The sequence below is a fragment of the Thalassoglobus sp. JC818 genome, from assembly GCF_040717535.1.
GTDB lineage: Bacteria > Planctomycetota > Planctomycetia > Planctomycetales > Planctomycetaceae > Thalassoglobus.
In genome coordinates this window covers 1,218,230-1,231,602 of sequence record NZ_JBFEFI010000001.1, presented here as the reverse complement: position 1 = coordinate 1,231,602, position 13,373 = coordinate 1,218,230, and the positions used below count along the sequence as shown (strand labels likewise).

The following is a 13,373-nucleotide window of genomic DNA, read 5'->3' as shown; positions in this document are numbered from 1 at the left end:
ACTTTGCGGAAACGAAGCGCGACCTAACTTAGGTCGCGAATGATCTCTTCGATGCTTTCCAATTGCTTTTTGTTGCTCTCCAGAGTTTCACGAACGTCGTTAACGACTTGTTCAGGAGCACGGCTGGTGAAGTTTTCGTTCGCAAGCTTGGATTCTGCACCTTTGATGTGCTTGCGGATCTCTTCAGCTTTCTTCTGTTGACGACTGAGTTCTTCCTCGGTGTCGATCAGACCTTCGAGTGGAATAAATCCGTCGGCGTCACCCAGTGAAAAGCTGGCCGCTCCTTTGGGGCGTTCCACATCGGCGCCCGCTGCCTCCAACACTGCTTTGGCGAGATTGTCGAACTGCGAGGAAACTGATTCCATGTCGTTGGCGACGTCTGCACTGGCACGCATTCGCAGTTTCACAGATGTCCCCGGTGGGATGCTGTAAACCGCGCGAACGTTACGCACAGCGACGATTGTGTCTTGGAGCCGTTCGAAACGCTTCTCCAATGCTGCATCCTGCCAGGCTGTCGGAACCTTCGGCCATGAGGCGACGATACAAGCATCAGCGACCGGGCGGACTTCGAGAACTTTGCCGCCAGCAGAATCCTCTCCGACTGGCAGTGCTCGTTCGGGGGCAATTTCTTTGAGTCGTTGCCAGAGCTCTTCACAGATGAACGGAGTGAATGGTTGTAGAAGTCTGACGAGCGAGTCGAGGACGACTAGCAAGACTCGCTGAGCGACAGCTCGTTGATCTTCGTTTCGAAGTCGCGGCTTGATCATTTCGAGATACCAGTCGCAGAACTCGTTCCATGTAAAGTCACGAGTGGCACGCGTCGCCGCATCGAACTGGTAGCGACCGAGGTATTCATCCAACTGATTGGCGACTGTGGAAAGTCGCGAGAGAATCCATCGATCTTCAAGCTGTAGTTGATCGTCCGTGACTTCGGCCGGGCTGTAAGCTGGGCCGTTGTCGCTGGCTTCGAGATTCATGATTGCGAATCGAGCGGCGTTCCAGAACTTGTTGCAGAAGTTGCGGCCGTATTCGAAACGCTCACTGACCATCTTCGCGACTGGAACATCGGGATCGGGATCATACAGCGGCGTGGTGAACTGACTTTCCTTCTTGCACTTTTTGTTCGTGCAGACCATCGTCGGTTTCGGAGCCCCCTGAGGAACGGGAAACTCTCCGTTGAGAGTGCTCGGAACAACGATAGAACTCGTCTCCAGCCGATACTGTTTCGGAGAAATCATCTCTTCACAGTGTGGGCATTCGTAGCTGATCGGCAGCCGCACATCTTGCGTTTCACCTGCAAACGAAGCGATGGTGAAACGGACAGCATCGGCGCCGTACTTTCCAATCAGGTCGACCGGATCGACTCCGTTTCCCTTCGATTTGGACATCGTCTGGCCGAAGCCGTCCAGAATCTTCGGATGAACATGCACATGTCGGAACGGAATATCGTCCATGTTGTACAGGCCGGTCAGAACCATTCGCGCGACCCACAACGTGATGATATCTCGCGACGTGATCAGAACACTGCCCGGGTAGAAGTAATCGAGAACAGCGTTTTTCTTAGCCCCGGATGACTCATCCGGGGCTAAGTTCGTCTGCTTGGCGACTTCCGATTCATCGAGCGGCGGATTGTGTTCCCGATCCGGCCAGCCGAGAGTGGCATGCGGCCACAATGCCGAAGAAAACCAGGTGTCAAGAACGTCGGGGTCTTGCTGAAGGTGATAGAAACAACCAGTGCAAAGGCGGAACGCTTCATCCTTTCCAGCTTCCGGTTGATTAGTTTCCAAATCGCTACATTGTTCGTACTCCGCAAGAGTCGTCAACGCTGCCTCAGCGTTCTTCGAACCGGCACAGATTTGAACGGATCCTGAGTTGAATTTGACCTCAAACTCATCGGGACTCACTCCATTTGCAGCCATAAAAGTCGCAAGTAGAGGGCCTGTCTCTTGTGCGACTCTAGTCGCATTCTCTGAGATTTCTCTTTCACCAACTCCACCGACTCTGAGTACTGCCGTCCAGATGGGAATGCGATGTCCCCACCACAACTGACGGCTGATGCACCAGTCCCGTTTTTCGGCCAGCCAGTCGGTGTACGTTTTGGCGTAACGAGACGGGAAGAACCGAACGCGACCATCGTCGACCGCGTCGATGGCTTTCTGAGCCAAGCCTGGCTTGCCGTCTTCGTCGTCGGTCATCCGCACGAACCACTGATCCGACAGGTACGGCTCCACCGGGGTTTTGGAGCGGTCGCTGTGCTTGAGAGGGATCTTTCGATCTTCGACGCCTTCGAAGTGACTGAGTTCGCCCATCCGTTCGATGACGTGATGACGTGCCTCAAGGCGATCCATCCCTTCCCATTCTCCTCCGTTTTCGTTGAGGGTTCCGTCCGGGTTGAGGATGTTGATCACGCCAATTTCCGGATTCCGGAGATAGCAGGCGTAGTCGTTGGGATCGTGTGCGGGCGTCACTTTGACTGCCCCGGTTCCCTTTTCTTTGTCTGCCAGAAGTGCATCAGCGATGATCGGAATCACCCGGCCATTGACAGGAATTTTGACGTGTTTCCCGATGAGTGACGTGTACCGTTCATCCGTCGGGTGCACACAGACTGCGGTGTCGCCGAGCATGGTTTCGGGGCGGGTCGTCGAATAGTGAATCAACTCACCTGTGGGATTGCCTTCGGCATCGACGACAGGGTAGTTGAACGTCCAGAAGTAGCCGTCGATCTCTTCTTCGAAGACCTCATCATCTGCAACAGCGGTTTGAAGGTGAACATCCCAGTTGACGAGTCGCTTCCCGCGATAAATGAGTCCGTCGCGAAACATCTTGAAGAATGTTCGTCGGACTGCCTTGGCACAGACTTCGTCGAGGGTGAATCGCAGCCGTCTCCAGTCACAGCTTGCTCCGAGTGACTTCTGCTGCGAGATAATGCGTTTCTCGTAAGCGTCTTTCCACCGCCAGATGCGATTAACGAGTGCCTCGCGGCCGACATCGTGCCGGGTCAGGCCTTCTTCTTCGAGCATTCGCCGCTCGACGACAGCTTGTGTTGCAATCCCAGCGTGATCGGTGCCCGGCATCCAGAGTGCTTCGAAACCCTGCATGCGTCTCCATCGTGTGATGAGATCCTGACAGGTCCCGTTCAATGCATGACCCATATGTAGCGCTCCGGTGACATTGGGGAGCGGGATCATGATCGTGTGCGAATCCTTGTCCGGTGTCGGATCGGCATTGAAGTCGCCTCGTTGTTCCCAAAACGGAAACCACGAGTTTTGAGCGGATTGGGGATCGTAAAGCTTTGGGAGTTCAGACATAGGAGTTTTTGATGGTCTTCGCGATCTCACGCAGGGCGAGACAATAAGGTGCTCAGGACAACGATTCAGCTGGCAACATGTTTACCGGCAACGAGTTCCTGCAATCGGGTGCTGGTTGATTCTTCGAAGGTGTGACCACATTGTGACTGTGGACGAGTTCCGGAACAATCATCGAGTCAAAGGAGCTTGCTAGGCGAGTTCTAAAGAGTGTCGGCACTGCAATCAACAGCACAGAAACTTGCATTCTCGGCTGTCACTCGCAAGTTCACAGACGAAACAGAGACCCGTCACGAGGAAAAACGGTTCAGAGTGTCATTCTGGCTGAGACAATGCCCATGGAAGCGCTCGCAGCAGATCCTCGGACCAACTCGGGCCATCGTGCCCTCCGGAAAAAATCTCAAAGCGGACACGGTAGCCGAATTCCTTCATTTTGTCAGCAGTTCGACGACAGCTGTCGAGTTGGCTGGTCTGCTGGTGGAGGTTGGCTGAGGAGTGATCAACATCTTCCTCTGTTTCCTGATCTCCCACGCTGATCCAGTACTTTCCGTGACGCTTGGTCGCAGGAGTGATTCGTTCGAGGAAGGCTTCGTTCTTCCACCACATCGATGGGGATTGGCAAATGGTCGCCTGGAACCAGTCAGGATAGAGCAGGCTCGCGTGAAGTGCGGCCAATCCAGACAGGCTGAGACCGACAAGAATCAGCTGTTGCGGATCGATCGACTCGTGTCGCTGGAGAATGTCCGGGATGAGATCCTGAGTGAGGAAAGCTGCGTATTCCGGGTTGCAGACGAAGTCTACACTACGAGCCGCCTGTCCATGGTTGGACACAAAAAATGTCGTGAAGTTTGGCAATGTCGAATCAAGACTGAGCTGGCGAATGCATTCGACCACGTTGACGCTTTGCAGATAGATTTCCGCATCGAGGAAGATCACCGCAGTGGAAGGCGAAGCCTGTGGGGGTGCAAGCTCCCAGATCGCTCGACCAGGGGCAATCGCGGAACTCTGAACGAAACTCTGGGAGAGTTCAGGATCGGTCATCGGATTTAATCTTGGAGCCTGTTCGCGAAGGGCGGCCAGAAGTTGGAGTCAGTAGAAATCGATTTCGGCGGGACCACGCCCATTGTGAGAAAGAGCCACGAACATCGGTCAACGTTCGCGGCTCTTTGCTGGCAGTTGCTTTTTGAAGTCTGTGAGACCGAACATTTTCGAAGGACGGAGTCACAGTTTTCAGAAGGCATGCGAACCGATTAGAACTCGGTCTTGTACTTCTGTGTCATTTCCACACGAATCTGGGCTGTGGCGTCCTGAATGTCTGCCCATGAGCTGAACCGTGTTTCTTTGGCGCCAGCTTGAGCTTGTCGGTTGAGATAGTTCTTTCTCTGCTGTGCGTATCGAGCAGAGCTGTAACTGACGCCGTATCCGTAGCCATTGCTGGTGAAACCGGAAGTGACTCCACTGGTTGCGACGCCGCCTTCGATATTGGCGTTCCCCTGTGTGACAGAAACGCTGCGAAGAGTTTCAGCGACTTTCAAGCCGTAGTTGATCAAATCGTTGTCGACGTTCAGAATTGGCAAGTTGTCGATTCTCTTTGCGTATCGCTGCATGTAAGTTCGAGGATACGAGTCACGAGCATCACGATTTGTTCGGAAAGCGTGCTCGAGGTCGTTGAGCAGTGTGTCGACCGATTGGAAATACTGCTTCGAAGCTTCCACAACTTTGTCGCCGTCGTTTTCTCCAGCAGGCTGTTGATCTTTCAACAGCGAGAAGTTTGCACTTGGGTGCTGGATGAGACTCATGATCTGACGCAAGTCAGATTTCGTCAGCTCTCCTTCGAGGCGGAGCTGATTGCCGCTCTGGTCGAGAGTCCAGTCGGACATGCTTTCGAGGCCAAGTCCGAAGTTGTTCAATGCGGTGATGACAGCGTCTTTTGCGTCGCTTCCCAGAACGGAAGGGCTGGTCCCGAAGTCGATGTGCAGCTTGCCGTGGATGGCGGTATCAACTTGGACCGTCAACGCGATTCCCTTGAGTGTTTGAATCAGCTGCTGCCACTCTGCTTCTTTCTGTGCGTTTCCTTTCACAAACTCTGACTGTGAAAGATTCTGCTTCAGTCGGAAGGGGTTGACCGCGTTTTCGAGGTCCATCACGAGAACGATTTGTGAGTCGCCCAACAGCTGATTCGCAGAGTCAAGAAGATAGGAGTTAAGGTCTCCTGTTGTCCCAGCTTTCACAGCATCTGCCCATCGACTGACTGACTGTCGGTTCGCCGGAGAGACGACTGCGAGCAGGTCGTCGGCGAAATTCAGGAAGTACGAATTGCTTGGAGACAGAACAGCTGAGACTCCTGAGATGTCATCGATCTGTCCGCCTTCAGAGCGGGCAATCGAACGGCTGCTGATTGGTTCACTCAAACTCATCACGGCGATTTCCCAGTTCTGTCGGAAATCGGCGTCTGGGTTAATTTGCGAAGCGAGGATGAACAGGTCGCTTTCTGGTGGCATCAAAAACGGAGAGTTCACATATGCAGCTTCGTTCGCTGCTTCCCAGTTTTCCTGTTTTCCGAGCGGGCTGTTTCGCAGTCGGTCTGCATCCACAGCGATGATAGAGTTCGTACTCTCAGGCAACTTGCTCAGCAGAGAAGTCAGATTCTGTTCCGCCGACAATTCGCGATTTGCAGCGAAGGAGAAGACTGCTACTGAGGTAATAGTGAGAAGTAATTGAGCATTCCTTGCAAGCGCATTCCTGTTCAAGTGCAACTTGATCATCGTCTCTCTCTTAAGATGTGAAGTAGAGCTGGGGATATGGAAATGATCACTCGAATCACAGCGATTGTACCGTGAGGGTACAGGACTCAGCGACGAATCTCCAGCGACGCCCATGAAGACGACAGACATTCTTTTCGAGACAGATCGAACCACGGCGGGAGAGAGAAACGAAGAGTCTCACGGTGAGAAACCGCGGCTGCTTCCCAACAGACACCAACATCTAGACATCAGAAATGAGATGACATTCTGCGGATGTGGTGGGAGTCAGTCTCGGTCAGGTCGCGTCATCGCCTCAGTGGAGTTAATGACCTGCCCGGCGTGATGTCTAAGCTCGCCCAAGTGACATTGAGCAATGCATGACTCGTGCGAAGAGAAGAGAGTCGGGAAGAATTGGCCGCGCGGCAGAGCGCTGGAGAGTTTGTCCGCACTGGATGAATGGTGAAAACCTGCGGCCATGTAGCCTCGCCAGCCTAGTGAATGACTGGCTGAGGCCGTTGGATACACGATGACCGAAGCTTCACTCTCGCGGAAACAAACGTGAGTTTGAAGCAAGGAGGACGAACCGGTTGCCCGCGATGATTGAGACCCGTCTCACGAGCAGATTTCACTCGCCGAATAGGCTCGATCTGGATTTCGTCCCGATTGCCCGCGTGAATTCGCACTGACAGTTCCATGATGCTCTGAAAAGCAAAACGAAAGTTGTTCTGGCGAACCGCTTTGCGGGCAGGAACAGCTTTGGCTGGCGTTTTAGATCACGCCGCCGTGTGTTCGGTATGGGGTGCCGGTGTCTGGCATATCAAGAAACCAGATTCGTTCCCAGATGTTTGGAATGTGGCGATAGTTTTCTGATTGATAAATCAGTTGTTTCGTTCTGACGTCGGGAGTGGCACTCCAGATCGGAACGACGCAGCCGGACGATGCCGTCAAAGTGGCCGTTAAAGCAAGAAGCAGCAATAGTTTCCGCATCGGTATCCTCCTTGACTCCGCATGACTCATCTTGAGGCTTCGGGGAGTGTCAATTGTCGTCACCGAACTCCGGTGAGGGGGAGGTGGCGACAATCCTGTCATCGTCATCGGGAATTGGCAGCGTTCATTCTGCCACTATCAATCGATTTCCCATTAACTCAGGATCGTCGCAACGATGCTGAAGTTAACCTCCGGGTGGAGGATAGGAATTCGAAGGTTGAGTATGTGTTGGTGAGTTCGTGGGTTGTGAATTCTCAGTCGGTGAAATTGGAGGAGCCTGCGGTGCAGGCGGAGGATTCAGTTGAGGCTGTTGTGGGGCACTTTGCTCAGCTGCGGAATTCTGTGGATCAGAACTCTGTTGTGCAGCTTGAGCCGATTGTTCCTGGAGCAACAGGACTCTTTCCTCCATCTCCTTTCCCGGTTTGAATGTCACGACAAACTTCTCGGGAACATCCACTCGCTCGCCGGATCGAGGGTTTCGTGCCTTTCTTGCGGCACGCTTTTTCACCTCAAACACTCCGAAGTTACGCAGTTCGATGCGTCCCTCCGTGACGAGAGTGTCGATGATCGCTTCGAAAGTCTTCTGAACGATCTCTTTAGTTTTCAGTTGAGTCAGACCACACTCTTCAGAGATTGTCTTGACGATTTCTTTTTTTGTCACGACTCTCCACTCCCGGCTGACCGATGACGCTCATCGCTGGGCTATACAGGTTGATAATGACTCAACTGTATGTGCAACAGCAACTTACTGTCAAGGCGACGTTCTGGAAGTGAGTGTGAACAAACCCTTGAAATGGAATCCGTTCAGACACACACTTGTGATCGTCATCGTCCCATCGATACATGAGTTCAATCCGTGAAAATCCGCAAACTTTGCCCGGAATCCCAAGGTTTGCACTTTATTCAAGACCTGGAGTCAACCTGACATGAGTCACCGAGAATTACACGACGGACGCGAAGATGGACTCAAGCCACTGGAGTCATTGGATTTAGGGAATGTTGACAGCTTTGCCTCACTTCTGCGAGGAATGTCAAAAACAGCCTTTGCAGGTCGACAGCTCGGTCATGCCCTCGACATCTTTCTGGAAATGGCTCGCGATCCAGACTGTGTCGTTGTGATGACACTCTCGGGAGCAATGACGGTCGCCAAGATGGGGACAGTCATTTGTGAGATGATCGATCGAGGTCTCGTCGACGCTGTCGTTTCGACCGGAGCATTGATGGCGCATGGCCTTACGGAGTCGATCGGGCTGAGTCACTACGAGTACGATCCGACGAAAAACGACACTGTGCTCTTTGAGCAAGGCTACAACAGGGTTTACGACACTCTGGAGATGGAAGCCAACCTGAACGATGTCGAACGACTTGTGCGTGCAGTTTTGACTGAAACGCCTCCGCCTGAAGGCTGCTGGTCGTCAGCTCGGCTTTGTCGAGAACTCGGGCGAAAGCTCGATACACTCGGTGAGGGCCGCGGAATCCTGCGGAGTGCATTCCAGAAGGAGGTCCCCGTCTTCATTCCTGCTTTCACCGACAGCGAAGTCGGGCTGGATGTGTCAACTTGGGCGATGCGGAAAGCTCTCGGTGATCGAGATCCATCGCAGCTGACCCACGAAGAAGCATTCGATTCCGTTCCGATGTTCAATCCGTTTCTCGATCTGCAGGAGTACGCACGACTCGCCGGAACTGCCAAGCGACTCGGGATCTTTACAATCGGCGGAGGAGTCCCTCGCAACTGGGCCCAACAAGTCGCTCCGTACGTCGATATCACGAACGATCGAGTCGGCACAAAGTTCGCGCCTCCGCGATTCCGCTACGCGATCCGAATCTGTCCGGAGCCCGTCCACTGGGGAGGCCTGTCGGGCTGCACTTACACTGAAGGTGTGAGTTGGGGCAAGTTCTTGCCTCCGTCCGAGGGAGGCAGATTCGCCGAAGTGCATTGCGACGCCACTTCAGTCTGGCCGCTGCTCATGAAAGCTGTCTTTGAAGAACTCGACGCTTCGAGCTAATGCACATTCACTCTGAGCATTCAGCGACTCTGTCGAGTGAACATTGAGGTGATCGAAAGGAATCGAATTCAACCAAGTGTTGGAGTCGAGGCTGCGGTCGTTGAATTCGTTCGATCGACAGAAGGCGTCCGACTGGCCAGTTCCTCGGAAATCGTTCCGAGGATTAGATCCAGCGGAATATCAGTGCTTCGCCGCATTTCCGATGTCAACTTGGGGCATTTCTCCGCAAGCAGATCATCTTTGATCAGAAAGCGTTGGAAGAAGAACGTCAGTACGGTGCACAGGTACCGACGGCCCATCTCTTGAAGCCTGAGATTCGATGAGCCCCAGGTCCGTCCGTACCAGCGAATGGGAATCTGGGTAATACGGTATTCTCGAATCAAGGCAGACAGCGAGAGTTCCAGCGTAATGTTGAAGTGGCTGGCGCGATACGGTCCGCAATCGCGGATCACCGAAATGTGATAAGCCTTGAATGCGTTCGTCAGGTCATTGAACTTCGTTCGAAACAGAATTCGAATGCAGGTGTTGACGATGCGATTCACGATGAGTTTGAATCGCGGGTACTTGTCGACCGAGGCACCCTTGATGAACCGAGATCCAAAGACGCAGTCGTAGCCTTCTTCGATTTTTCGATAGTAAGCAATGACGTCTTCCGGATCGTCCGAGAGATCGGCCATATAGACAACCACAACTTCCCCCGTCACAGCATCGATTCCAGATCTGACCGCCCGTCCGAAACCTCCCGGTGGAGTTCGGTTCACTAAACGGATATTGCGATCCAAAAGCATCGCATCCTGAACAACGTTAGGAGTTCCGTCGGTGCTGTTATCGTTGACGACAACGATTTCGTATTCGAGCTGATGTTTGTCACGGACGACCGCCTGCAATTCTTCGAGGCATCGACCGATGTTCTGTTCCTCGTTGTAGGCCGGAATGACGATGGAGAGTTTCATGTCGAAAACTGCTGGAGTGATTTGCTCTTCTCTGGGTGTTCGCGAGCGAGCTCGTTTGAGTGTCGAAAATGTTTGAACGATTCAGTGATCAACCGACGCTGACAATCGCCGCTTCGCAGATCTCCTCGATAATGTCATCAATCGAGTATTGTTGCTTCCAGTTGGGGTAATCGTTTTGAAATCGTCGCGTGTCGGAGATGTACCAGATGTGGTCGCCAATCCGGTTGTCGTCCGAGTAAACGAAGTTCATCTTGCGATCGACGATCTCTTCACACTTCTGAATTGCTTCCAACATGGAACAGTTACTGAAGCGTCCCCCACCAGCATTGTAAACGGCACCTGGAATCGGATTCTGATGGTATTCCCAGAACATCTTCACGAGATCGAGCGAGTGAATGTTGTCCCGAACCTGTTTTCCGTTGTAGCCGAAAATGGTGTACTGCTTGCCTGTCAGGCAACACTTGGCGAGATAGGAAAGGAAGCCATGAAGTTGCGTTCCGGAATGTCCCGGTCCCGTCAGACAACCTCCGCGAAAGCACACTGTGTTCATTCCAAAGTAGCGGCCATACTCCTGCACTAAGGAATCAGCTGCGAGTTTGGAGACCCCGAAGAGTGAGTGTTTGGTCTGATCGACGGACATGCTCTCGTCGATTCCATGTGCAAAAAACGGATGGGCTTCTTCAATCTCCCAGCGTGTATCCAACTCTCTCAGCGGCAACCGATTCGGAGTGTCTCCGTACACTTTGTTCGTTGAGGTAAATACAAACGATGCTTGTGGAGCATATTCACGCACGAGTTCGAGCAGAGTGAGCGTACCCGTTGCGTTCACCGAGAAATCGGTCATCGGGTCGCTGGCTGCCCAGTCGTGAGAAGGTTGAGCAGCGGTATGAATCACAACTTCGATGTCGGTTCCGAAGTCGGCAAAAATCGGCCTGAGTCGATCAGCATGGCGGATGTCGACATCGTGATGCTCATAGCCTGGAATCTCTTCTTCGAGACGTTTTCTACTCCAGTCCGTGGAGGCATCTTCCCCGAAAAACTCTTTGCGAAGGTTGTTGTCGATTCCGACAACCTGAAATCCTTGATCGGCGAAAAAGCGAACCGCTTCCGCCCCAATCAATCCGGCAGATCCAGTGATCACTGCAATACGCGCCATGATGACTCCGTCAACGCATCTCAGTCACATCCATAAATGCTGCTTCGAGTAACATTCATGAAGTGGTTGTTCGTCAAGCTGACTGCATCGACAGTCGTTCAACCATACGTCGCGCTTTTCCAGGATGCAAATTGTCGATCAATCCGGTTTGTCGACTTTCAGACTCAAAGCCGCAAAACCGTCACAACTGTTAAAGCGTGATGCCTGCGCACGACTGGAGCACCCCAGCGTTGCAGATGAATCTGCGGTTTAAAGCATGAAACGCATAGTCGATGTCATCGGTGAGCGAACTGGCGCCGACGGTGCTGATTTCGTGGGCGTCGTTGTGAGCGCGGTTGGTGGTTGCTGCGTTGACCGTCGGGGAGTTCCAGTCCCCCAACCAGCGACAGGCTCCACTGTTCATCGAGCGTTCCGGACCCCTCGTTGCGGTCAGCGGTCATCATCGTACCCAGCTGTGAAGATGTAGTCGTCCATGTCACCCGAAGCATCGAACGTCTCCAGATGTTCAACTGCCGCCTTCGACCTTCTTCCTCTCTCACCGGTCGGCGGTTTCAGTTGCCTGTTGCTGTCGTACGCATCATCGATCGACAACTCGGGATATCCGGTGATCCCGATTGTGTCGAGCAGGTTTTCGCCAGAGATGTACGTGCGGTCACTCACGAGACCGTTTCCGTGTGTGCGGGAGGGTTCCCGGTTTCCATCATCATATGTGAATGATGCAGTTGTCTACTTCTTGGAATGGTCTTCTAGCATCTCGTCGATTTCACGTTTTGTACTCGGTTGCCAAACCAATTCTCTGCGGTTGGACGAGGCATTCAAGAAATCATCTTCAACGCCCCAAATCGCAGCCCACGCTGACAATGGCTTTTTCAAGTATGTGTGGTCGTACATCCAATTGACTGGAAAATAAATGATCCATTGTGGACCTGACAGGCTAGCGTAGGGATTAGGAGATCTTACAGCGGAATAGAGAGGCGCATAAGATAAGCAATACATCACAAATAAATGTAGGAACGTAACGAATACTAAGGCAGCGATATGCCATCGCGAAGGTGCAATTGTCATTTGCCAGTCATCCAAACCGGAAGCGGAGGTCTAGGTGAATTCGCAGTCATGAACGCAGCGTGGCCCGTCCGAGATCGAGTCAACAGTCGCGTCATTGTTGTAGGAGATTGTTTCACTCACGGAATTACCGAACGTCTGACCGGTGAGTCTACCGGAATCATTATACGTTCTGGTCAGGTGAGTCGTCATCCCCTCTTCGATGGCAGCAACCCCCGTGCCGCCGGGATACGTGATCTCGAGCGTGGAGCTGGCCGTGCCGTATTCCAGCGGCAATGATGGGTTTGGTCCTGTTTACTTCATTGACTTCTCGGCGACGAAAATCCATTGACCTTGCCAACTCAGCCTATGCAACTGCAACCGTTCAAACCAGCACAACCTGCTAAGATCGGAAGGAAAGTTGGATGATGAATGCCCAACCTGCATCAGCTTCGCCCGACTGCCTATGCCCTCCTCAATTTCTGCGTTTCCGACCTTTCGGGCTCTGCTAGAATTTTCAACTTGAAATCAGTTGCCCAAAGCTCTATTGCCCCACTTGGAGTAGCGAACTCGATTTCCCACAGGTAGCACTCGGTCTCGTTTGGATTTCGTTTATGATCTCGCCTGTGAATATCTTGAATCTGGCATTCCATTGCTAGATTGCTCCAGTCAAGCGAGACCTTAACTTCAGTGGAATACTCAAAACGGATTTCGGCTGGTGCGACCACAAACTCGAAGCTCCCCCTTTTTTCAATCCACTGCAGGATGTAATCCAAGTCGAGAATGAGAGCATAGGCCGAGCTATCCCACCTGATTCCGTAGACATGACAGTCATGGAATCCAAGCGTTTCGAAATCTGCAACCGAGTAAACAGACTTTGCATTTGGCAAGTTCATATTAGTTCCCGCAGGGTGGCCAGGGTGCCATGCCCTCGCTGGCGTGGGCATACCATTTGTGTTGGCAAGCGATTGAATCAAATGATGTCCACACATCGTCTGGAAAGGCTGAGTGGCACGGTTGATGTTTTCTGAGAACATTGCTCTCCAAAGGTCATTGGTAAGCAGGTCATTCGTCGATAACAGGAGAAGGTCAGCTCGCGCAAATGCCCAGCTTCGTGAAAGTGCTTGATCCGTTTTCGGTGAGGAGTCTGCATCAAACCATCGTACGTCCATCAAACACTG

Annotated in this window: 12 protein-coding genes; 2 read left to right on the top strand and 10 right to left on the bottom strand. The window is 52.7% G+C overall.

Annotated features, from left to right (window positions below; genetic code table 11):
• Positions 1-23: 23 nt before the first annotated feature.
• The 5 genes from AB1L42_RS04400 to AB1L42_RS04380 form a co-directional block, all read right to left on the bottom strand.
• Positions 24-3,308, bottom strand: a complete 3,285-nt coding sequence (locus AB1L42_RS04400) for a valine--tRNA ligase (protein WP_367051613.1) — start codon at positions 3,306-3,308, stop codon at positions 24-26.
• Between the two features lie 312 nt (positions 3,309-3,620).
• Positions 3,621-4,346, bottom strand: a complete 726-nt coding sequence (locus AB1L42_RS04395) for an alpha/beta hydrolase-fold protein (protein ID WP_367051611.1) — start codon at positions 4,344-4,346, stop codon at positions 3,621-3,623.
• Between the two features lie 209 nt (positions 4,347-4,555).
• Positions 4,556-6,070 (bottom strand): hypothetical protein, encoded by a 1,515-nt coding sequence (locus AB1L42_RS04390; RefSeq protein WP_367051609.1) that lies wholly within the window; start codon positions 6,068-6,070, stop codon positions 4,556-4,558.
• A gap of 747 nt (positions 6,071-6,817) precedes the next feature.
• Positions 6,818-7,036, bottom strand: a complete 219-nt coding sequence (locus AB1L42_RS04385; RefSeq protein WP_197441393.1) for a hypothetical protein — start codon at positions 7,034-7,036, stop codon at positions 6,818-6,820.
• A gap of 184 nt (positions 7,037-7,220) precedes the next feature.
• Positions 7,221-7,697, bottom strand: coding sequence for an HU family DNA-binding protein (locus tag AB1L42_RS04380; protein ID WP_367051607.1), 477 nt, complete (start codon positions 7,695-7,697; stop codon positions 7,221-7,223).
• 265 nt (positions 7,698-7,962) lie between these two features.
• On the opposite strand from AB1L42_RS04380, the gene AB1L42_RS04375 reads away from it, so the two are divergent.
• On the top strand, positions 7,963-9,042 hold the full coding sequence (locus tag AB1L42_RS04375) for a deoxyhypusine synthase family protein (protein WP_367051605.1): 1,080 nt from the start codon (positions 7,963-7,965) through the stop codon (positions 9,040-9,042).
• A 68-nt stretch (positions 9,043-9,110) separates the two neighbouring features.
• Here the strand turns inward: AB1L42_RS04375 and AB1L42_RS04370 are convergent, their stop codons facing one another.
• The 4 genes from AB1L42_RS04370 to AB1L42_RS04355 form a co-directional block, all read right to left on the bottom strand.
• Entirely contained in the window at positions 9,111-9,995 is an 885-nt protein-coding gene (locus AB1L42_RS04370) for a glycosyltransferase family 2 protein (protein ID WP_367051603.1), read from the bottom strand.
• An 88-nt stretch (positions 9,996-10,083) separates the two neighbouring features.
• Positions 10,084-11,151: an NAD-dependent epimerase/dehydratase family protein gene (locus tag AB1L42_RS04365; protein WP_367051601.1), complete on the bottom strand. Its 1,068-nt coding sequence runs from the start codon at positions 11,149-11,151 to the stop codon at positions 10,084-10,086.
• A 190-nt stretch (positions 11,152-11,341) separates the two neighbouring features.
• A complete protein-coding gene (locus AB1L42_RS04360) occupies positions 11,342-11,554 on the bottom strand; it encodes a hypothetical protein (protein WP_367051599.1) in 213 nt (70 codons plus the stop codon).
• A gap of 26 nt (positions 11,555-11,580) precedes the next feature.
• Positions 11,581-11,811: a hypothetical protein gene (locus AB1L42_RS04355; protein WP_367051597.1), complete on the bottom strand. Its 231-nt coding sequence runs from the start codon at positions 11,809-11,811 to the stop codon at positions 11,581-11,583.
• Between the two features lie 378 nt (positions 11,812-12,189).
• Here AB1L42_RS04355 and AB1L42_RS04350 point away from each other — a divergent pair, with 378 nt between their 5' ends.
• Positions 12,190-12,492: a hypothetical protein gene (locus AB1L42_RS04350; protein WP_367051595.1), complete on the top strand. Its 303-nt coding sequence runs from the start codon at positions 12,190-12,192 to the stop codon at positions 12,490-12,492.
• Between the two features lie 164 nt (positions 12,493-12,656).
• Here the strand turns inward: AB1L42_RS04350 and AB1L42_RS04345 are convergent, their stop codons facing one another.
• Entirely contained in the window at positions 12,657-13,364 is a 708-nt protein-coding gene (locus tag AB1L42_RS04345; protein WP_367051593.1) for a hypothetical protein, read from the bottom strand.
• Positions 13,365-13,373: the final 9 nt, after the last annotated feature.